The 22,877-nt window shown below is 58.7% G+C and carries 13 protein-coding genes; 4 read left to right on the top strand and 9 right to left on the bottom strand.

Going from position 1 to position 22,877, the window contains the following annotated elements; translation table 11 throughout:
* Positions 1–2: 2 nt before the first annotated feature.
* From ACO079_RS07395 to ACO079_RS07365, 7 genes are all read right to left on the bottom strand, one after another.
* Entirely contained in the window at positions 3–1,199 is a 1,197-nt protein-coding gene (locus ACO079_RS07395; protein WP_421792895.1) for a type II secretion system F family protein, read from the bottom strand.
* Entirely contained in the window at positions 1,199–2,818 is a 1,620-nt protein-coding gene (locus ACO079_RS07390; protein ID WP_421792894.1) for a GspE/PulE family protein, read from the bottom strand. Before ACO079_RS07390 ends, ACO079_RS07395 begins: the two co-directional genes overlap by 1 nt.
* Positions 2,818–3,870 (bottom strand): rhamnan synthesis F family protein, encoded by a 1,053-nt coding sequence (locus ACO079_RS07385; protein WP_421792893.1) that lies wholly within the window; start codon positions 3,868–3,870, stop codon positions 2,818–2,820. Before ACO079_RS07385 ends, ACO079_RS07390 begins: the two co-directional genes overlap by 1 nt.
* The gene (locus ACO079_RS07380; protein ID WP_421792892.1) at positions 3,867–5,840 is read right to left on the bottom strand and encodes a class I SAM-dependent methyltransferase; all 1,974 of its coding nucleotides are present in this window, start codon (positions 5,838–5,840) and stop codon (positions 3,867–3,869) included. Before ACO079_RS07380 ends, ACO079_RS07385 begins: the two co-directional genes overlap by 4 nt.
* 158 nt (positions 5,841–5,998) lie before the next feature.
* Complete coding sequence (locus ACO079_RS07375; protein WP_421792891.1) at positions 5,999–6,754, bottom strand: prepilin peptidase; 756 nt, start codon at positions 6,752–6,754, stop codon at positions 5,999–6,001.
* Positions 6,751–8,787, bottom strand: coding sequence for a type II secretion system secretin GspD (gene gspD / locus ACO079_RS07370; RefSeq protein WP_421792890.1), 2,037 nt, complete (start codon positions 8,785–8,787; stop codon positions 6,751–6,753). The genes ACO079_RS07375 and gspD overlap by 4 nt, the downstream gene beginning before the upstream one ends.
* Positions 8,788–8,837: 50 nt before the next feature.
* Positions 8,838–10,412: an ArnT family glycosyltransferase gene (locus ACO079_RS07365; RefSeq protein ID WP_421792889.1), complete on the bottom strand. Its 1,575-nt coding sequence runs from the start codon at positions 10,410–10,412 to the stop codon at positions 8,838–8,840.
* Positions 10,413–10,738: 326 nt separating this feature from the next.
* Here ACO079_RS07365 and ACO079_RS07360 point away from each other — a divergent pair, with 326 nt between their 5' ends.
* Both ACO079_RS07360 and ACO079_RS07355 read left to right on the top strand, forming a co-directional pair.
* Entirely contained in the window at positions 10,739–13,954 is a 3,216-nt protein-coding gene (locus tag ACO079_RS07360) for a TonB-dependent receptor (protein WP_421792888.1), read from the top strand.
* Between the two features lie 289 nt (positions 13,955–14,243).
* The gene (locus ACO079_RS07355) at positions 14,244–15,449 is read left to right on the top strand and encodes a serine hydrolase domain-containing protein (protein ID WP_421792887.1); all 1,206 of its coding nucleotides are present in this window, start codon (positions 14,244–14,246) and stop codon (positions 15,447–15,449) included.
* Positions 15,450–15,979: 530 nt separating this feature from the next.
* Here the strand turns inward: ACO079_RS07355 and ACO079_RS07350 are convergent.
* Positions 15,980–16,153 carry a hypothetical protein gene (locus ACO079_RS07350; RefSeq protein WP_421792886.1) on the bottom strand — a complete coding sequence of 58 codons (174 nt, stop codon included), beginning with the start codon at positions 16,151–16,153 and terminating at the stop codon, positions 15,980–15,982.
* Positions 16,154–16,249: 96 nt separating this feature from the next.
* Complete coding sequence (locus ACO079_RS07345) at positions 16,250–16,906, bottom strand: MarC family protein (protein WP_421792885.1); 657 nt, start codon at positions 16,904–16,906, stop codon at positions 16,250–16,252.
* 479 nt (positions 16,907–17,385) lie between these two features.
* Here ACO079_RS07345 and ACO079_RS07340 point away from each other — a divergent pair, with 479 nt between their 5' ends.
* Positions 17,386–20,193: a beta strand repeat-containing protein gene (locus ACO079_RS07340; RefSeq protein ID WP_421792884.1), complete on the top strand. Its 2,808-nt coding sequence runs from the start codon at positions 17,386–17,388 to the stop codon at positions 20,191–20,193.
* Positions 20,194–20,272: 79 nt separating this feature from the next.
* A complete protein-coding gene (locus ACO079_RS07335; protein ID WP_421792883.1) occupies positions 20,273–22,870 on the top strand; it encodes a TonB-dependent receptor domain-containing protein in 2,598 nt (865 codons plus the stop codon).
* Positions 22,871–22,877 lie beyond the last annotated feature (7 nt).

Below are 22,877 nucleotides of genomic sequence, written 5' to 3'. Positions count from 1 at the left end.
CTCTAGAAGTCAACCTGATTGATACTGACCAGTGCGGAGAGAATCGACACGATCACGCCGCCAATGGCAAGGCCGGCAAACACGATGACGGCGGGTTCGACAATTCGGGCGATTAATCGCGAATTCTGTTCAAACTGGGTTTCATAGAAGCTGGCGAGCCGCCCGGCTGCAGCGCCAAGATCGCCGGTTTCCTCACCGACTGACAGCAACTCGGCTGCAAGCGGGGGCAGGACATCTGACGCTTCTACACGTTCAGAAAACCCGCGTCCGGTACGAACTTCGGCTAGGGCTTCTCCCAGACGCCGCACAGCCCACCGGTTTCCGGCTGCTCTCGCGGCGAGGCGCAAAGCCGGCACGGCGGATAGGCCATTTTGTAAAAGCAGCGCGAGAACCCGGCAAAAGCGGGCGGCGATCATGGTCCGGATGCTGTCGCCAATCAGCGGCAATCCCAACGTCCATCGATCAAATGCTTCACGTATATCCGGCCGCGCGAGGGCGATCCTGGCAAGCACGACCAATCCAATGATCAGCGCCAAAATCCACGGGCCATAAGTGGCGACCGCTCGCGCGGCACCGAATACGAATTCGGCTTGCACCGGCACGTCCCGGCCAATCTGGTCAAACAGGCCTTCGAAACGCGGAACCACGAACACCAGCAAAGCTGAAACCGCTCCGATGGCCATGATCAGAAGAAAGGCCGGATAGGCCAGAGCCCCGCGAATAGATGCTTCGACGGCCTCCCGGCGTTCGCGCGCGTCAGCCAGGTCTCCCAGAGCCGCCCCTAGCGCTCCACCCGCTTCGCCAGCCTCCGCAATTTCGGGGAAAGGCGCAGGGAAATGCTCCGGTCTTTTCGCGAAAGCCTCGGAGAGAGAGGCGCCGTTCCGCACATCGGCCAGCAGCGTGTCTGCGGCCTCTTTCAATCTTTTATCTGCGGCGTGACGCGACAACGCCGCCAGGGCCGGTTCGATGCTGAGCCCGGCGGCGATCAACACAGAAAGTTCGCGGGCAATGCGGGTCGCCAATTTGCGGGACCGGCCAGAGGCCTGCCTTTGCGCGGTCTGGCGCGCAGGTTGAACCCGGATGGGTGTCAGCCCGCGGGCGGTGACCGTTGCCGCCGCAGCGGTTTTGTCCGTGGCTTCGATGCGCACGGTTTCCTCACCGCCATCTGGCCGGATAGCGCGGACCGCAAAGAGCGCCATCAGGCGGCTCCCAGTACGCGATTGACCTCGTCGATCGAGGTGATGCCGGCCTCAACCTTGGTGAGCGCATCTCCGCGAATGGAAGACATGTTTTTCTGCCGTGCCAGCTTTTCTATCTCAGACGCAGCGACACCGGATTTCAGCGCATCCGCGATGTCATCCTTGATATCAACGAACTCAAACACGCCAATCCGGCCGCGATATCCGGTATGAGCACAGTGCTCACAGCCGACGGCCTTCCACGCGGTTTTCAGGCCCGGAGGCGGGGCGTCCGGCGTCTTGCAGTCCGGACAAAGCTGGCGCACCAGCCGCTGGGCAATGGATAAACGCAATGTTGATCGAAGCAGCGCCGGGTCCACGCCCATATCAATCAGGCGGGGGGCGGCACCAGAGGCGGTGTTGGTGTGAACAGTCGCGAGCACCAAATGGCCTGTCAGGGCGGCATTGATCGCGATCTCGGCTGTTTCACCATCGCGGAGCTCGCCGACCACAATCACATCCGGATCGTGACGCAAAACGGAGCGGAGAACACTGGCGAAGGTCAGACCGATGGGTGAGTTCACGGCGATCTGATTGACGCCTTCGATCTGATATTCAATCGGATCCTCGATCGAGACCAACTTTCGTTCGGTCACATTCAGCTGATCCAGAGCGCCAGCGAGCGTGGTGGTTTTTCCCGACCCGGTGGGGCCGGTTACGAGGATCAATCCATAGGGCGCGCTCAGGTGCGAGGTCAGATGCGTCCGTTGTTTTTCTGAAAGCCCCAGATCATCCAGTTTTACCTGCGTATCCCGGTCTTCCAGCAGTCGAATAGTGACGCTTTCACCATGGGCCGTCGGTGCGGTTGCAACCCGCAAGTCGAGCGCGCGGCCGGAAATGGTCGTACGGGCGCGGCCGTCCTGCGGGCGCCGGCGTTCTGCGATATCCAATCCGGCCAGGATTTTTACCCGGCTGGTAACCAGTCGGGCCAGCCCGGGCTTCGGCGGCGTTTGATCGTGCAAGACGCCGTCAATCCGGAAACGGATACGAAGCCGGTCCCGGAAAGGTTCAATATGAATATCCGAGGCGCGCGAATTCAGGGCCTCGGATAGTAGGTCATTCACAAGGCGAACGACGGGCGCTTCGCTGGCGAGGTCTTTTAAGTCTTCGCCATCGCCAAAATCATCGGCAATGCTTTCGGTTCCGCTGGCGGCTTCGCCGTAGAGGCGCGAATGAGCGGCCTCTATGTCTGCGAAGGCGGCCACGCGAAGCGCGACATTCAATCCCGTCGCCAATCGGATCCCTTCAGCAGGTGCGGGGTCGGTCGGATCTGCCACCGCCAGCACAATTTCACGGTCTTCCAACGCGATCGGAATGGCGCTGGCGTCCTGCAGAAATTGCGGCGATACGCCCCCGGCTTCCAAAGGCTGTGCCGGGAAGGCATCAAGGGAAATCCGTTCAAGCCCGGTTGCGTTTGCCAACGCATCCGCGATGGCAATATCCGAAGCGGCACCCAGGCGTTTCAAAGCGCGGGCCAGCCTTTCTCCGGTTTCGGCCGATAACCGCCGGGCACGACCAATATCGGCCTCGGACAGGCCGTTAATCGTTTCGATCCAGCCGGTTTCGGCCTGGCTGTCCATTACACCACCCGGTTCTTCGCGATCGCTCTTAGATGCCGCACGACATGGTCCGGATCATACTCGCTGATGTCAGAAATGACATCACTCCATTCGTAGAGACGCGGCATTCCAATCGGATTGGCGGTCAATACCTCCCGCTTCAAATAAGGAAAGCCATCCGCAATCAACTGATCCCAGAAGAAATGACACGGATTCATCGGCGCGCCAGCGTCGGCGAGTTCCAGCATGCGGCCGAGCAGTTTTCTATGTGGTTCCGGCAGGCTCTCATTCGCCAGTAATTGATTGTCCCGCACCGTATTGGCGAACTTTGTGACTTCGCGGCGGTAAGGAAAAAGCGCTGCGCAACGAAGCCCGGCGCGCTCAAGCTGCCCGGTCAACCCGATTTCCAGCTTGTTTATTATCCACGACTTGGATTGGACATGTTTCCAGTTTGTCCAGAGGGCGCGCACTTTTTCATTTTGCAGGGCGGCCGTATGAAAGAGCAGAAAATAACTCTGCAAATGCCAGCGTGTATCCCAGCTGTCGGTCATCCCCCAGACATCTGCCTGTTTATCGTTCATCTGCTTCAGCAGGGGTCTGAGCGATTGAAAGGGGCCATAAACGCTGTCATTCAATAAAATCAATGAGTTGAGCGCATCATAGTCCGGCACGAGCATAAGCCCATCCCGATAGGCGCCAAAGTCGTACCCCCTGTTCCTGCGCCAGGCGATTAGCGCGCAATACGGTTTTGCCCGCGCGATTTCGGATTCCGGAAATTTGGGACTGTTGGACACCAGGATGACCGCCCGTCCGGCCTTCTTGAGCGATTTCATATGCTCGATCAGGAAGTCGTGGACGCGGCCTTTCGCATCCCATGTCACAAGGACGGCCACATCCTTTGCGGTCTTCAGGTCCGTTTCGCCGCTCCAGGTTTGCTTGACCATGGATTTGGGACCGATGGCTGAGGCGATCAGCCGGGACGTGGCTTGAGCGATATAATCCTTGCGTTCTCTTTGATCGAACACCCATCGCCAGGGCCATTTGATCCATCGGATATATCGGCGCCAACTCACGCGTGCGTCTCCCTCAAGCCGGTTTCGGCCCTATACCTATCGGCTAACAGTCTCACTCGCGAGTTTAAATCACTGTTTTCTGGAACCTCTTTTTCGAGTTTTCGGAGTAGGTCAGGCAAAATCAGGTCCCGTTCCTTGTCCGGAAGGCGGTTTGCGGCCAATGCCAAATGAAACTCGGCATCCAGCTTCTGATCTTCCACGGACAGTTCGGCCGCCCGGGCAAACCATTTCACGGCGGCTGTTGCATCGGGTTTGATGTTCAGGCTGTAAATGCCCAGGCCAAAGGCCGTTGAGCGGCAGATTTCCGGATGTTCGACCGGGTAAGACAATAGCGTACGGGCGGGTTCATTTGCATCTTCGGGTTGTTCCGAATTCAACGCATCAACAAGCTGGTCTCCGAGGGATTTGGGCTTGGGCTCAAGTGCCGCTGCCTTCCTGGTAAAAACCAGTTCTTCAGCCGGGTCGTTCATGGCATCAGCTGCAATTTTGAACCATCGGCGTGCATGGTCTGGTTGCCCGCGTTGAAGGGCCGTTTCCCCAAGTCCGCCTGCTGCATAGCCTGTGGTTGTATCCAGGCCCTGCTCTTGGTCGATCCGGGCGGAGATTTGCCCCCTGACAAAAGGTTCGATCGCTTCAACCGCTTCGCTCTGCCCCGAAAGCGCATTCGCCGCGTAGACATGACACGCGATGCGGGACCATTCCGTTTGCAACAACTCGCCGTCCAGATCCGCGACCGAGAGGAGGCTGTGCACTGCCGCGTCCGGATGGCTTGACGCTTCCAGTTCGGCAGAGGCCAGCGTGCTTCGAAGGCCGGCTTCTTCCGTCTCCCGGCAGGCCGCGAACATGGCTGTGAAGGCCGATTGCAGCGTTCTGGCAGCACGCGCAGACGCGCGGAATGCCGCAATTGCAGATGATATATTGCCTGAATTCTGTTCAATCCGCCCCGAATAATAGAGCGCAATGGCAAGTGAGAACGGATAATTGGCCGCAAATTTCCGGAGACGTGTTCGCTGTCCTTTTTCGGTCCGGATGAAGACCGGATTGATGCCGTCGGCCCGATTGATATCGAATCCGAAATCGTTCAGCCATCGCGTTGCGACCTTGTCGCGGATTTTTCCGGCTTTTTCCCAGTTTGCGGTATGGACACACTCTTTCAGCAATCGAACGGCAAAAGCTGAGAACAGGGCGTGGTCATCGCCCAGCGTCTCTAGCCGGTTTTTAAGATAGGTCTGCAAACGCGCCCGGTCTGGCCGCGCATCGAACTTCACATCGATCTTTTCATGTGACGCCACCGCATAGAGGGTCGCTCCGGCCTGTTTGACATGGACATGCGCATAGCCGGCGCGCTTAAGCGCAGACTTCAAGCCGGCTTCGGAAAATATGATGAGATGATGGCCTGCCGTGATGACCGGCAAAAGCTCATCAAGGCTCGCGCCCGATCGCACAACATTTGCGTTCGGCGTGGTCAACATCAGGACGCCATTGGGCGCGAGCGCCGCATCCAGCGTTTGAATGAATTGGTCCGGATCGCTGACATGCTCGATCACTTCCGAGGACAGCACGCGGTCGAATGACGCATTGGCCAGGGCATGATCGGGGCTGAGATAGGCAGCGATATGCCGGTGTCCGAGATCGCGTGCACCGGTCTGTGCCAGAAAAGAAGGGTCGATGTTTGCGGCGTCCCAACCCAGTTCGCGTGCAGCGAAATCAACTGAAAATCCGTAGCCGCCGCCGACTTCCAGATAGCTTGATACGTTCTCCATCCCCGCCCAGGCCAAGGGCGCAATCATGGCATCAAGTCCGGCCCCGACTTCCAGATAGAACTTTCTCGCAAGGTCTGCGTCTCGGCGGCTCTCATACTCGAAAACCTCGGCATCCGGGTAATGGAGCGTGCCGCAGGATTCGCATTGATAGAGCGCATAACGAAGCTTTGGCTTGAAGGGCGGGTTTGCATCAACGCGCTTCGGCATAAGGCTGGTCGTCTGGCAGGCGGGACACGTTAATTCGCGCCAGCCGTTTTCCCGCCACACCATCCAAGGCTCTGCCCACAATCCGTCCGGTTTGCGGGTCAGTTTCTTGCTCGGGCCAATCTGCAGGGGGTGCCGTTTGAACACGTGAATGCCTTCGCTCAGATCCGGACGAGGTAAGGCAAACAATAGGCCAAATAGCAACCTGCCGCGAGGCCGGGGCCCAGCGGCACCGCTGTGGTCGCATCCACTTTCTGACCAAGAACATGCCGGATCAGAACGATGAACAGGGTTGCGCCTGCGCCCAGGGTCACAATCCATGGCAAGGCATAAGGTCCGGCCCAGGCGCCACCGGCGGCCAGCAATTTGGCATCCCCGAGACCCAGGCCTTCCCGGCCGCGTAGCCAGCGATAGACCAGGCCGAGCACCGCAAGGCTGGCAAAACCGATGACGGCGCCAAGTGCAGACATAACAAGCTGGCTCTGGCCGCCTGAGGTATATGACATGGCGAGCCCGGCGGGTATCAGCCCCAAGGTCACGACATCGGGAAGCAAGAATGTCCGCGCATCGACAAGCGCGCCGAACAAAAGGATCCAGCCGAACAGGCAACCTGCCAGCGACCACGCTCCATCGAACACGAAAACGGACAGTGCTGCGATGAAAAGGGCGAAAATCTCGCCAACAGGATGAAGCCACCAGATGCGCGCGCCGCACGTCCGGCACGCGCCGCGCTGTAGCAGAAAGCTAACCACAGGAATGAGTTCAATGAGACTCAAGCGACGGCCACACTCACCGCAGCCGGAGCGCCCGGAGATGATTTGCTTCCAGTCAGGCCAGGCGTTGGCCGCGGCCGTTACAAAGCTTCCGACGAACAAAGCCGCAGCAAGAAGGAAAACCTCGAGGAAGCCGCTGATCAATTGAGTTCCGGATTTAACAATTCCATTCGGCGCCGGATCTCGTTTGTGATCGCCGCTGCATCTTCGTCGGAATCAATGACGCGGGGGGTGAGAAAAATCAGCAACTCCGTGCGCGTGGTGTTCTGAGTGGTTTGGCTCAAGGCGTCCCCGATCAGCGGAATGCGGTTCACCCCCGGAATGCTGTCGCGTGCATTATCCCGGCTTTCATCAATCAAACCGCCCAGAATGACGGTCTGTCCAGAGCGGATGGACACTGTTGTCGACAGCGAGCGGGACGAAATTGTTGGCGTCAGGGAGCTGCCCGATCCGGTCGCGACATTAGAAACCTCCTGTTCGATTTCCATCGTAACCAGGCCGGTCGAGGATACGCGCGGCGTGACCGTTAGAAGCACACCCGTATCGCGGAACTCGACATTGTTGACGACGGGCGAATCCGGATTGACCACAGAATTGGACTGGCGCGTTACAATTGGCACTTCATCGCCAACCTGGAAGTTGGCCGTTGCATTGTCCCGGACAAGCACGGTCGGCGAGGAGACAACGGTCAGGTCCGTGACAGATGAAAGCGCGTCCAATGCGGCCCGCGCATTGTCGCCGGTTTCCAGCAGCATGTTGAAGCCCGGGAAGTTTCCATTCGCATCAAAACCGCTAACGCCAAAGCCGCCGCGGCCGCTGTCAGCGACGCCATCAATACCGTCGCCTTCAAAGAAAAACTGAACACCGTAACGGAGCGTATCGTTCAGCGTGACCTCTGCAATCACAGCCTCAATGACGACTTGAACCGGTGTGCGGTCAATCGCTTCAAGCGCCCGCTCCACCAAGGCCTGCCCTGCCGGGTCAGCGAGCACGAGAATGGCATTGTTGATTGTGTCTGCAATAACCCGGATTTCTCCCGACATCCTGCCGCCATTTCCAGACCCGCTGGATGATGCCGTGGCGGTGTCCAGGTCCGGTGCGACGCCGCCGAGCGCACCATCGCCCAACAGTTCATTCAACAAGGCGGCGGTTTCCTCGGCTTCGCCATTTTCCAGGAAATAGGTGCGCAAGGTGGACCCATCCGCGCCGCCAATGTCCAGTTCGGCAATCCAGCCCCGCGCCTGATCGAGCAACTGCCGGCTTGGCGCAATGGCCAGAATGGCGTTCAGCCGCTCGACATCCTGCAGCCTCAAAGCCCCGCTTGAGTTGGCATCGCCGCCCGAGGCATAAATCGCCCTGACATCCTCGATGACGTCAGCGGCACTCGCATTGGCCAGCGGTATTAGTGCGATGGATTGACCGGCCATCCAATCGACGTCGAAGGCTTCGGCGGCTGCGGCGGCATTTCGCCGTTCAGGAGCTGATCCAACAATCAGCAACAGGTTCCGCGCCGGATCGGCCCGTAAGGCACCCGGGCGCGTGACGACCGATTCCATGAGCGTCCGGAGCTCGTTAGCAGCGATGAATCTCAACGGTATAGCGGTCACGCCCCAACCCGGCTGGGTCGCAGCGGCAAACCGCGCCAGCCCTGCCGTTTGCGCTTCACCGGCGGGCATGACCCTATAAACACCATCTGCGCTGACGAGCGCTGCGTTATTGACCGAAAGGCTGGCTTCAAAAAGAGCGAGCAATCCCTCCCGCGATAGGGGCCGCGGCGTATTGACCGTCACACGGCCCTGCACACGCGGGTCGATCAGGTAGGGTTCATCCAGAAGGTCGCCGAAAATCGTTTGAGCGGCTTCATCGACGCGGGCATCCGCAAAGTTCACCGTAAAGGCCCCGCTGGGCAAAGCATCGGCCTGGATCCGGCCCGATCCCGGGCGGACATTTTCGCCATAGATGACGGTTTCTTCGAGCCGCTCACCCCTTTGGGCGCTCTGGATGATGTCGCCATTTCCTTCCCGGCGTTCGCCTGTGTTGGTTGCCGGATTTGTGTCGGGCAGGCGCGATAATGGACCGCCATCCGTAAGCACGCTCTGCCGGCTGGCCGTACAGGAGGCCAGAGCCGTTGCGAGCACAAGCATGCCCAGAACGCGCAGCGAGTTATTCACCAACATGCACACGACCTTTCAGTGCCAACCGCAGCGTACGTTAAACCGCAGACCTCTCAGCGTCCAAGCGTTTCATCTGCCCCGCTGGCACTGCCAGCAGCCATAGCATCTGAAAACCGCGCCTCGTAATCGGCGTCTCTTTGAAGACGCCTATAATTATAGCCTTCATACACCGTTAAACGCCGATCAGCATGGCCACCGGTCGGAATGGACAGCGTTGTGATTTCCTCGACGCGTTCAAAATCGGCAAGCAAGCGGGCGCGTTCCCATTCGCGATCCGCAATGATTAGCACCGGACCGGGTGTTCCATCGTCCAGCGCCCAGACAGCCTCGGCCTGATTGTGCGGCGTGCCATATCGCTGCCACATCGCCAGAGGCGTTTGTAAATTCCGGCCATAGCGCTGCATCTGATGGAAGACATTCCGGTTGTCGAACACGAGCGCCGTGTAGTTGCCTCTCGTTTCCAGTGGCGCGATCGCTTCGGCCGTTTCAGGCCAGGACTGCAAATGGCGAACGCCGCGCGCGATACTCTGGCCCGCAACCAGCGAAGGCTGGGCGGCCACCGTTGAGACGGTCGCAGAGAAGATTGCCCCCGCTGCGATGGAGGCGATCAGAATGTAGCGCCGCCATCTTGGACCCCGCAGCAATAAAAAAACTACCAGTAGCGTGCCGGCGACATAGGCGGACGCCGCCCAGTTGGCGTGCGCGCGGCTGATAAATGCCTGAACCGAAACGGCCGCCAGGGCTGGCAGGCAATAGAGCGTCAACAATCGTTCCAGGCTTTGCCCGGTACGTTGCGGGGTTCGCCAGGCGAGAACAGCCGCGATCAACATCGCCGGGAATGAAAGGAAGCCGAAAACGCCAAACTGTTCACCGACAAAGCCAAGCATCTCTTCGAAGTTGAACAAGCTCCCCTGCCAGTTCGCGTTAGCCGCCGTGTGCTGGACCGTGGCAAAATCATTCGACGCATTCCAAAGCAGGTTCGGGCCCCAAAGCGACAGTAGGAGCACCGCGGCGAGCAGCCCCTTGAATGACAACAAGGCCCGCCGCACCGGGCGATCAAAGACCAGAGCGAGCACTGTGCCGATGAGGAAATAGATAGCGGCATATTTGGCCAGAAACGCCAGCCCCAGGAAGAGACCGAGGCCGGCAGCGGAGACCCAGCCACCCTCGCCGTCGCGCAAACGGATCAGGCAGTAGAGTGCTCCCGCCCAAAGCGGCAGTAAGAGCGAGTCCGTTGAAATGACCATCGCCCCGATGCCCACGCCCGGCATAGTCAGATAGACAAGCGCCGCGAACAGGCCCGCCCATCCGCCTGCCACCCGATGCGCGATCAGCATCAGGAACACAGCGCCCATTGTATGAAACAAAAGAGAAGGCAGGCGGATCGCAAAATCCGTGTCTCCGAGGATGGAGGTCGATAATCCGATCACCCAGGCAATCAGCGGGGGTTTTGAAAAATAGCCCCATTCGATGGTCCAGGACCAAACCCAGTACTGGGCTTCATCGGGGTAGAGTTGGAGCTGGTTGGCGGCTAGGCCAAGAATCCGTAATAGCGCAATCGCCAGAATGGCCATCGCCCCCCAATAGAGGGGCGCTCGCGACTCACCTGTTTGGCTTGATGGCAGCATGACGGCTTCCTGCCGGAACGGGGTGTAACATACAAGCCTCACTTTTTCCGAAATGCGGCGGCTAGCTTCGCCTGGAAACTGAGACTTGTGGATAGTGTTCAAGAACTGCGAGAATGGAATTATTAATTTATATAAATGGTTTAGAGCGTATATCATGATCGTGTTTCGCGGCGATGTTGCAGCGCAACAATCTGCACCCCGGCTTTAGTCACAAAAGCTTTACAAATGAGTCACGGAACCTTCCATAAGCGGCAGTATGGCCCGCCTCGTGTTTAACAGGGGCACGCGCGTGCCCTGCTTCGTCGACTCGTGGGGATTGGAAGACCATGTCATTTACGAAAAAAATTGCTTACAGCGCGGCTGCTGCCGCCCTGTTCGCTGTCGCCACGCCGGCGGCTGTTTACGCCCAGCAGATTACATCGAACGTCCGCGGCGTTGTGACCGCCGATGGCGGTGCCGTCGTATCGGGAGCGTCGGTTGTTATCGTTCACGCTCCGTCGGGTACGGCCTCGACCACGACCACAGACGCCTCCGGCCGTTTCTCGGCGACCGGCCTGCGCGTTGGCGGTCCCTACACCATTACGGTCACGGCGAACGGCTTTTCGCCTGAGCGTGTCGAGGGTGTCTTCCTGAACGTCGGCGAAACGCTGAATGTTCCCCTCACACTGATGTCCGGTACGACGACTGATGATGTCATCGTCGTGACGGCTTCGGCCTTGAACCTCGGTGACCTGGCAACAGGCCCGCGCGCCAACTTCAACATTGACGACATTACCGGTCTTCCGAGCATCAGCCGCGATCCGCGCGACATTGCACGCCTTTCGCCGTTTGCGAACCTGGACCCGGAAAATGGCGACGCCATCTCCATCGCAGGTGCCAATAACCGCTTCAACTCCTTTACCCTCGACGGTGTGACGCAGAACGACCTGTTCGGCCTCAACTCTTCGGGCTTCCCTGCCGAGAACCGCGGTCCGGTTTCGATCGATGCGCTGGAAGCGCTTGCGGTCGAAGTTGCGCCATACGATGTCCAGACCTCGGGCTTTACAGGCGGCACGCTGACGGCTGTGACCCGTTCGGGTACCAATGATTTTTCCGGTTCGGCCTATTACTTCTTCACCGACCAAAGCCTCATCGGTGACACCACTGAAAACGTCCAGCTGGGCACGGCGGACTTTGAAGAAACGACCTGGGGCCTCACATTTGGCGGCCCGATCATTGAAGACCGTCTGTTCTTCTTTGCTTCCTACGAATTGTTCGAGCGGACTGATCCGCTTGGCGAGACCCCGCTGGGTGGTCCGTTGGGGCAGTTTACCGAAAACAATGTGACGCAGGCAGAAGTCGATCAGATCCTCGGCATCATGCAAACCGTCTATGGTCTGAACCTGACGAATTTCGATCAGGCCGATCTGAACAATGAAGACGAAAAGTTCCTGTTCACTGTGGACTGGAACGTCAACGAAGATCACCGGGTCAAATTCACCTACAACTCCAATGATGGCACCTCGACGCAAGAGCGGAACGATGGCGCCAGCATCGGTACGCCCTCAACCTGGTACAATCGTTCGGAGCAGACCGAGACCTACGCCTTGCAGGTTCTCTCGGACTGGACCTCGAACTTCTCGACCGAGTTCCGTTATTCCTTTTCCACTCAGCAAACCGGGCAGAATTCGGTTGACGGTGCGGACTTCGCAAACTTCCAGATCCGCACGCCGACGGGTGGTACGGTTTCGGTTGGTCCGGACTTCTTCCGTCATGCCAACGAGCTGGAAAACGAGCTGACGCAAATCTCGCTGCGTGGTGAATACGTGGCTGGCAACCACCTGTTCTCGACCGGTTTTGAACGCCGCGAACAGCAAACCTTCAACCTGTTCGTTCCGGGTTCGGAAGGGTCATACGACTTTGACTCGATCACCGACCTCCAGAACCGCACGGCTTCCGGCCTGTTCTACAACAACGCCGTTTCCAACAATGAGCGCGATGGTGCAGCGAACTGGGATTACTCGATTAATTCGTTCTATGTGCAAGACGAATATACGTGGAACGATAATCTGACCCTGTTGTTCGGCCTGCGCTATGAAACCTATGGCGCATCGAATAACATCACGCCGAACCCGCAGTTTGCGGCGCGCAACGGCTTCTCCAACACGACCACGCTGGACGGGTTGAACATCTGGATGCCGCGTTTTGGTTTCAACTACGCCTGGGACCGGAATTTCTCGGCAGGTCTGTTTGAAACGACGGGTATCACCCTTCGCGGTGGCTATGGGCTGTTCTCTGGCGGTAACCCGGCTGTGTGGATTTCGAACGGTTATTCCAACGACGGTGTGACGATTGACTCGATCTTCATCGGTGGGCCGATCAACAATGTGGATGCGCGCATTCTGCCGACGGCCGCTACGACCGGTCTGGTATCAGGCGATGGCGATGTGAATGCTTTGCATCCCAGCTTTGAAATTCCGTCAGTCTGGCGAGGCTCGCTGGGGGCAGATGTCGAATTCAGCATCGCGGACGTCGACAACTTCCTGTTCACCTTCGACGCCCTGTTCGATGACCGCCAGGATTCACCGTTCTGGTATGACGCATCGTGCACCACGCCGACGAGCACCTCGCCGGTTGATGGCCGCCCGATCTATTCCTGTTCGACGGCCCGACAGGAAATTCTGATCCGCAATGAAGATGGCGGTGGCGGCACCACCTACGCCTTCAGCCTGTCGAATGACTTCGATAACGGTGTGTCATTCTGGTTGAACTACACCAACGCCAATATCGACGAGATCCATCCGGGCACGTCCTCCACGGCGACGTCGAACTATTCTGACCATGCCACCTCGGACCGTCAGAACCCGCTGGTTCGTCCGTCGAACTACGAGATCGAGCATCAGATTGCTGCCCGTCTCGGCTGGCGTCATGCTTTCTTTGGTGAGTATGAGACACGGGTCGAGCTGTTCATGGAACGCCGCTCGGGCCGGAACTTCTCGTACACCTATGGCTACACGGAAGGCCCGAACCGGAAGTACCGCCGCATTTCACCGTTCGGTATCAACGAACGGGCAGCGGATGACGAAGGTACGCTCTTCTACGTGCCGCAGACCAATGCCAATGGTGTCGTTACGGCAACCTCTGACCCGCTGGTCAACTTCACGCCGGGCTTTGATCTGAACGCGTTCAACGCGTATCTGGCGCAAACCGGTCTGATCAACTATGCCGGTCAAATCGCCCCGGCCAATGGCTTCCAGAGCCCGTGGTCGACGGTATTTGACTTGCGGTTCCAGCAGGAAATTCCGGCCTTCTTCCCGCGGTCTGCACGGGGTGTCTTCTTCATGGACATCGAGAACCTGGGCAATCTGTTGAATGATGACTGGGGCCGTGTGGAGCAAGTTCGTTACGAGTACTTCCAGCCGGTTGTCGAACTGTGGGATATCGACCCGAATACGGGCGCTTATACCTATGACGACGCTCGCGGAATTCCGCATTCCAATGAGAGCCGCATCTCGCGCCGCTCATTGTGGCAGATCCAGTTCGGTTTCCGCTACGAGTTCTAAGAACCCGTTTTTGAGTACCGGATAAGGAATTGGGCGGTCTTCGGGCCGCCCTTTTTCTTTTCGGCCAGCGTTTTTATTTGCCAGGAAATTCGGCCCGCCTCTTGCAAGACTCGCCGCGAAAGAGAAGAATGCTAGCTTCTCTGGTGGTCCGCTGCTGACTTGGGAGAACGCTTTGGAGTTTTCTGCTTCGGTGGAGAAACGTGGAAGCGCAGTCAGCAACGCAGGAGCTTTTCTTTCTGCGGGATACCGGATTTTGGGGGAGTAAATGCGCGCCCTATTGGGAGTTATGATGTTGCTGTGTGTTTGGACCGGCAAGGCTGCTGCGTCCAATCCAGCCATGTTTGTTCAGACGTCCCCGGCCATGTTCCTGGCGCTGGAGCCTGTCTTGATGACGTCCCCGCCGCGTGCGCCAACTCCGCTGGATTACCTTGATCCTTTCCGTGATCGTCTCGAAGAGGTCGCAGCCCGTGACTACATGGCGGGCCTGGCTGTGGCTGTTATCGATCAGGGCGAACTCGTCATGGTCTATACGGCGGGTGAAGAAGAAGCCGGTTCGGGCCGTGCCGTTACGGACCGTACCCTTTTCCGGGCGGCCTCGGTGTCCAAAGGCATGACGGGCACGCTCATGGCATTGCTGGAAAATGAAGGCCGGCTCGACCTGCTGGGCGAAGTGCCACGCGAATTGCTGCCTTTGCCGCGCGGGCGCAGTGCAACGGCCGAACAGGTATTGGCTCAGCGGACCGGTCTTGTGCCCTATGCACTGGATCGTGCCATGGAACGCGGCAGCGAGCTTTATCAGCTGCGGGATCGCTTCCAGACCCAAAGAACCGTTTGCCGACCAGGTGACTGCTATAGCTATCAGAATGTTGCCTATACCAGTCTGGAAACACTCGGGGCACAGGCGGCGGGCCTGCCTTTTGAACTGGCCATGCAGGTGTGGCTTTTTGAACGGCTGGGTATGGATGACGCCACGATCGGCGTTGACGATCTGATGACTGCGGCAAGCTGGGCCAGGCCGCATCGCCGGCGCGAACGCGTCAATGGATTGCCCGCCGCAGGAGACCCGGCGACAGCGTATGATACGACCGTTTCAGCGGCCGGTGTGAATGTATCTCTGCGCGATATGATCGCGTATGCGAACGCGCATCTTGGTCTGAATCAGCGCCTTCCCGAGGCGGTTCTCCGCCGTGTTCACACCAGCCTCGGCGACACGCCAAGCCAGACAAGGCGGCTTCATCGCTTGTCGGAGCGAATTGACTCGACCGGTTATGCGCTGGGCTGGCGCACGTATAACTGGAATGGCCGGGAGTTGCTGACACATTCCGGATATTTGTCCGGCTATGGGGCCCAGATCTACATGGAGCCGGCGGCAGATTTCGCCTTCGTTGCGCTCTGGAATGCGGATGGTGATGCGCCCTGGTGGTTGTTTCCAACGCTGATGGATTTGCGGACCGGCGACGGGCCCGGCGATTGGCTTGATCAGCTGGACGAGTAGGAGCGGTTGGCGTTTTTTCGAAACGTTAAGACTGTGTTTTCAAATGCGGGAAATCATCCAGAAAAACTGAGGCAGTTAAGCCTGATTTCTCCAGCTGGGTCGACTCCGCGACGGTAGTCGGCTGGTTCGCTACGGCCTTAGCCGCTGCTTTTGCAATTGTCTGACTGCCCAACGCCTACATACAGATCAATTCAAACCGTTCGATACAACGCGAAGCAACGGCCAAGTCACTTTACCGGCATTCCCTCGAAGATGCGATCAACCGGCCTGACCTTGTTGTGCCGGATTTGGCCAAAATTCGGTCAGAAGGACGATTGACGCAGTACGAACTGTTCGTCGCTCACATGTTATACTCGCTGGTGGAAGTGTTAGACTGTACGCGCGGAGACAACGAATGGCGTGCGGTCGTTAAAGGCCAATTGCGCCGCCATAGCGACTATTTCGCTTCAGCCGAATTCCAGAACAAAAAGAGTTATTACACGCGAAGTTTGGTTGCGTTGATTGATGAGGGGGGCTAGCCCGCATTCGCCTCAGGTCTGATTGCGCTTCGGTGCGGCCATGCCGAGGATCAGCGCCAGGGCAAGGGCGGGCCAGAGAAAGGCAATACCGGCTTCCACATGGCCATGCGTGAACGCATAGGCACTGGCAGACACACCGGTCAGGACCAGGGCAAGCGCTGCTATGAACATGGCAAGCCGGACCATCAAAATTGACCTTTCCAAAGACGTTCAAAGCCTAGCAAAAAGTCTTTAAAAAACGCTTGCGGCCAGAATTTGGCAGTCTCTGGACAAAGCCGGGCCTCAGCCTGCCAGCAAGGCCCCGGCAATGCCGTCAAAGATAAATTGCGCCGCGAGAGCTGCCAGGATCACGCCCAGAATCCGCGTTATCATGGCCGCCAGAGTGTCGCCCAGCAGTTTCATAACTGGGCCAATAGCCAAGAATATCACCAAACAAAGCAGAAGGTTGGCCGCCAGGCCGCCAAATATCGCGACCTGACCCAGAGCGCTGCCCCCATCGGCGGACATGAACAGCATGATGGACGCAATTGCGCCCGGCCCGGCCATCATGGGGATGGCCATGGGAAAGACAGAAATGTCTTCATTTGTCCCCTCGATGTCATGATCTTCACCGGCCATTTTCTCGGCCCGTTCCTCGCGGCGTTCGGTGCGCTTTTCGAAAATCATGTCGAGCGCAATGAGGAAGAGCAAAACCCCGCCGGCGGCCCGGAAGGCATCCAGGCTGATATGCAGCGCGCCTAACAGCCATTCCCCGCCATAGGCAAAGGCGATCAAAACGCCCGAGGCAATCAGCACGGACTTGATCGCCATGATGCGGCGATGCGCGGGCGTAGAGCCATTGGTCAGCGCGGCAAAAATGGGCGCCACGCCAATCGGGTCGATGACCACAAAAAAGGTCACGAAACTGGCGGTAAGGAGGGTGAGGTCGAGCGCGTCCATGGCGGATAAGTCCGGTTCAGTTCAGAGGTTCAGCGGCCCTATCACGGGTGTGGGCGTTTGGCGATTCCCGGTTTTGCAGACCGGCGTTGAAAAATTGAGGGGGATAACGTCAGGACTTTGACGTCCGAGATAGAAGGCGGCCACTCCCCTTCCTCTGACACGCGAACCCGTGTGGGCCGCCTGAGCCGCCGCCAAAACCCCCATGCGCCGCTGTCACACAAAATTTATAGATGTGAGGAGGGGGCGGAGTTTTGATGTGGTGTGGTTGAAAACCGGCCCAAAAACAGGCCTCTGAATTTTTATAAATTCCGTGCACTGAATGACGGTTTCTTGAGACACCCGTGCCGACACGATTCCACATCAAAACCGTCATCTCGCCGTTACAAACATCCGATTTTTTCGCCGCCGATCACGCGCGCGAGCCGTCCGGATTCGCGTGCAAACCGCTTGCTCTGCGTTGTTCCTCCTGGGGGTTTTAAATGTCATTCAACTCGCGTTTCAAAAAGCTGTTGCTTGTGGCGGCAGCTGGCACGCTGGCCGCGTGTACACAGGGTTCGGAAATCGCCTCTCCTGGCGTCACCAATCCGGGCACTGGCCCCGGCGGCGGCGGCGGTGGTGGCGGCGGTGGTGGCGGCGGCACGGGTGCCGCGCCTTGCCCGGCCGGCTTTACCTGTGCGGCCACGCCGGTTGCCGGCAATACGGTGGCCCTGATCTCGGGCGCTGTTCTGTCGAATTTGACGCTGACGAATGAAACCGGCGTGGTTTACCGGATCCAGGGCCGCGTCGATATCGGGTCGGATGTCGGGGCTGATGGCAATGCCGGTGGTTCCCCGGCGCGCCTCACCATCGAGCCAGGCGTGACCCTGTTCGGCACCAGCGGGGCGGACTATCTGGTCGTCAATCGCGGCTCGAGGATCGAGGCTGACGGCACGGCCGCCAACCCGATCGTGATGACGTCGGAAGACGATCTGATCCGCCGGGCCGACAATGACCCCGGCAATGATGCCGGTGGCGATAATATTTCCGAATGGGGCGGTCTGGTGATCCTCGGCCGCGCGCCGATCAACCGCTGCCGCGATGCGTCCACGCCGGGCACCGTCCAGTGTGAGAACATTGTGGAAGGCGTGACCAATCCGGATGCGATCTATGGTGGCGCTTCGCCGAATGATAGTTCGGGCATCCTAGATTATGTCCGCGTTCAATTTGCCGGCTTTGCCATCAATACGCAGGGCAATGAGCTGAACGGCATCACCTTCGCCGGCACCGGCGACGGCACGACCGTCAGCAATGTTCAGGTCCACAATAACTCGGATGATGGCGTCGAGTTTTTCGGCGGCACGGTCAATGTCACAAACCTGGTGCTGACCGGCAATGATGACGACTCGATCGATACCGATAATGGCTATCAGGGCGCGATCCAGAATGCGATCGTGGTCCAGCGGGCCAATGGCGGTGACAATATTGTCGAAGCCTCTTCAGCCGGGAATGGCGTCACGCCGCTGTCGAATGCGGCGGTCAACAACTTCACCTTCCGCGCACGTGCGGGCGGCGGCAATGGCTTCCGTTTGAATACGGGCACCGTCGGCCGCTACATGAATGGTGTGCTGGTGGAAGCAGGGGATGAATGTTTCCGCTATCAGGACTCGGCTGGAAACGGCACGGCAGGCTATCAGGGCCCCGGTCAGGACCCCAGCTTTGACTCGGTTCTGTTCGATTGCGCAGGCGGCATCGCAACGGGCAATTCAGATGCCGGAACGGCGCAGGCGGCCATCAATGGCGGCACCAATAATGTGGTCGGGGCCAACTCCCTGGCGGCCAGTTATTTCCCGGGACCGAATGAAAACGGCATGACCGCTTTCAACGCCATGACGGTGGATCCCTTCCTGACGAATACCGGTTATGTCGGCGCGTTCGGCCCGAACGACACCGAGACCCAGAACTGGGCCGCTGGCTGGACGTTCGCCCTGTTCCCGGACCCGACCTGTCCGAACGGTACGACCGATCAGGGTATTGCGATCAATGGCGTGACGGTTTGCCGTCTGAACGGAGTGATCACGAGCGATATCCGCCTGACGCGCGGCAATATCTATGAAATCGATGGCCGTATTGGTGTCGGCGTGGATGTCGGCGCGGACGGCAATGCGGCGGGCGGTGATCCGGCCTCGCTGACCATTGAATCGGGTGTGACGCTTTATGGCGACAGCGGGTCTGACTATGTCGTTGTGAACCGCGGTTCGCAGTTGTTCTCGAACGGTACGGCGGCCAATCCGGTGATCTTTACGTCCGAAAACGACATCACGAATGCGGCTGGCGACCGGACGGATGCGGTTTCGGAATGGGGCGGTCTGGTGATCCTCGGCAGGGCGCCGATCAATCGCTGCCGCGATGCGTCCACGCCGGGCACGGCCCAGTGTGAAAACATTGTGGAAGGCGTGACCAATCCAGATGCCATCTATGGCGGCGCGACGACCACGGAATCGTCTGGATCGCTGACCTATACCAGCGTGCGGTTCGCCGGTTTCGCCATCAACACACAGGGCAATGAGCTGAACGGCATCACCCTGGCAGGCGTGTCGGATGCAACGACGCTGGAAAACATCCAGGTGCACAACAATTCCGACGATGGCGTCGAATTCTTTGGCGGGAATGTGAATGTCCGCAATCTGGTGCTGACCGGAAATGATGACGACTCGATCGACACGGATAATGGCTATAACGGCAACATTCAGCGCGCGATTGTTGTCCAGCGAGCCAATGGCGGCGACAATATTGTCGAGGCTTCTTCAGCCGGCAATGGCGTCACGCCGCTGTCGAATGCCAATGTCGCCAACTTCACCTTCGTGGCCCGTTCGGGCGGCGGCAATGGCTTCCGTCTGAACACCGGTACGGTGGGCCGCTATGTAAACGGCGTGCTCTTCGAACAGGGCGATGAATGCTTCCGCTATCAGAGCTCGGCCGGGAATGGCACAGCCGGGTATCAGGGCGTCGGCCAGGATCCGAGTTTTGACTCGGTGCTGTTTGATTGCGCCGCAGGCATCGAAACCGCGAATTCTGAAGCCGGAACGGCGCAGGCGGCCATCGATGGAGGTACCAACAATGTGGTCGGAACGAACTCCTTGTCAGGCACCTTCATCAATGGCGCGAACGAGAACGCTGTGACGGCCTTCAATGCCACCACGCTGGATCCCTGGTTCATGAACCTCGCCTATGCCGGTGCGGTTCAGAACAACCAGGACACCTGGTGGGATAGCTGGACATGTGGCCTGACAGCCGCGTCGCCTTGCTAGGACGGGCCGGGGCGCTGGCAACCCTGTCAGCGCTACCCCCGCCAATGCTTTCGCGCTCACGATTTTAAAGGTTCAAGCCATGAAAACGGTAACCTCATTCAGCGGTGCGCTCCTCGCCAGCACGATGTTCATAGCCCCTTCGGCTGTGGCACAACAGGCCGAGGCAACCGCCGAACAAATCTCGCAGGACACGATTGTCGTGCGCGGTCAATTTATCCCGGAGCCACAGCGCCAGACCGCGCAAGTGGCCTCCTTTGTCACCAATGAAGATCTTTTACGCTCCGGTGATGGCGACGCGGCGATTGCGCTGACCCGGGTGTCCGGCCTGTCGGTGGTTGGCGGCCGGTTTGCCTATGTCCGCGGCCTGGGCGACCGCTACTCGTCGGCCCTTCTGAACGGGTCTCCCTTGCCCAGCCCGGAACCCCTTCGCCGGACGGTTCCCCTGGATCTCTTCCCGTCGGGCGTGCTCGACCGGATTGCAGTCCAGAAAACCTACTCGGCCAATTATCAGGGCGAGTTTGGTGGCGGTCTGATCGATTTGCGCACGCTGCGCCGCCCAGTCGAGAATTTCATCAACCTGTCAACCAGTATCGGATACAATACCGAAACCACGCTGGAAGACGGTCTGTTCCATCATGGCTCGGACCAGGACTGGACGGGCTGGGATGGCGGCCTACGCGATTTGCCAGGCCCGCTTCAGGCGGTCGTCAATAGCGGCACACGCCTGAACAGCCTCACCGATGCGCAGATCGAAGCAGCGGGTGAAAGCCTCGTCAATTCACCATTGACGGTGATCCAGCAAGGCGAATTGGGTCCGGACTCCTCAGTCAATCTAGAAGGCGGCTATTCCACGACAATGGGCGATTGGGACGTCGGCCTGATCGGCGCTGCGGGCTATAGCCAGGGCTGGGAAACGCAACGCGCCACGCGTCAGTTCGTCCTCGGCGGTATTATCGGGAATGAGTTTCAGACTACGGAATCCGCACTGGACGTTCAGACCAACGCGCTGGGCTCGATCAGCTTTGATAATGGCGACCATCTGATCCAGGCGACCGGATTTTATGTGCATTCGACCTCGAAGGAATCGCAGATCGATACCGGCCGGGACTTCAACGCGCCGGGGGCAACCGGGCAGGTGTTTGATGAATCCACCGGTTGGTATGAGCGGTCCCTGGGGATGTTCCAATTGGCAGGTGAGCACTTTTTCAACGATTTCGAAGTGCGCTGGCGGGGCTCTATCGCTCAGGCGACCCGGGATGCGCCCTATGAACGGTCCTTGCGCCGTTTCCCGGACCCGGTCACAGGCGTTCCTGCCTATCTCGAAGCCAATAACTATTCGATCCGTTTTTCGGAGCTGACCGATGATCTGACGCATTTCGGGATCGATGTTCAGCGCACATTCCAACTGCCGGAATCGCGGGAGCTGGTCCTGATGGCGGGTTTCGATACCGCACGGACCGAACGGGATTATGACTTCCTGGCTTTCCGCTTTGCGGGCGGCAACTCCCTGCCGGCGGACGTGCAGGTGGCCCGTCCGGACTTCCTGTTCGGACCGGACAATATCGATCCGAACCGCTTTGTTCTGCTGGAAGTGACCACGCCGAACGACTCCTATGCGGCAAATCTGGATGTGGATGCCTTTTATGCGCAGGCCGATTTCGACATCACCAACTACATTCGGGCCACGGTCGGGGTGCGGGCCGAGCAGGGCGACACCAATGTCCAGACCTTTGACCGCTTTGGCACGCAAGGCGCGCGGGCGGCGATCACGGAAGACTATGTGCTTCCGGCCCTGACGGTGACGTGGAACTTTGCTGATGATCTGCAAATGCGGGCCGGCTATTCGGAAACGATTGCCCGTCCTCAATTCCGGGAACTGGCAAGGTCGTCCTTCTTTGATCCGGAATCAGAACGCATCTATCGCGGTAACTCAGGTCTTGTGGACTCCCGGCTTCAGAATTTCGATGCCCGTCTGGAATACTATATGGGCCGGGATCAGTTCATCACCGGGGCGGTATTCTACAAGCGGCTGGAAAACCCGATCGAGGAAGTTCAGTTCTCGACCTCGACCTTCGTGTTTGAAACCACCTTCATCAATTCGCCGGAAGCGGTCGTGCAGGGTCTGGAGCTGGAATTCCGGCGCTATTTCACCATTCCGGTGGAAAACGGCCCGTTTGCTGACTTCTTCGCAGACCGCGATTTCAGGTTCTCGGTGAACTACACCTATACTGATAGCGAAGTGCAGGCGGATGCCAATGATACCGTGTTTGACCCGATCACCAGCACGGCGCGTCCGGCCTCGGTGTTCGGTCTGGACGGATCTGTGCTCCAGGGCACGCCGGAGCATATCGCCAACGCCCAGATCGGCTGGGAAAGCGATAATGAGCAATTGACCCTGTTGCTCAACTGGGTGGATGAGCGCGTGCTTCAGCGCGGTCTGACCCAGCCGGGTGCGGAGCTTCCCGATGTTCTGGAAGATCCGGGCTATCAGCTGGACCTGACCTATCGCCGGGATTTCCAGTTCGCTGGCCGGGATCTCACCTTCGGGGTTAGCGCCCGCAACCTCCTGAATGAGGACCATATTGAATTCCAGCGGAACCCGAATATCGGCGTGACGCAATTCAATTCATATGAACGCGGGACCTCGCTCTCGGCGAGCCTGACGGCCCGCTTCTAGACGGGTG

This window comes from Hyphobacterium sp., assembly GCF_965228115.1.
In the GTDB taxonomy this organism is placed as follows: Bacteria; Pseudomonadota; Alphaproteobacteria; order Caulobacterales; family Maricaulaceae; genus Hyphobacterium.
This window is presented reverse-complemented; position numbering and strand designations above follow the sequence as displayed.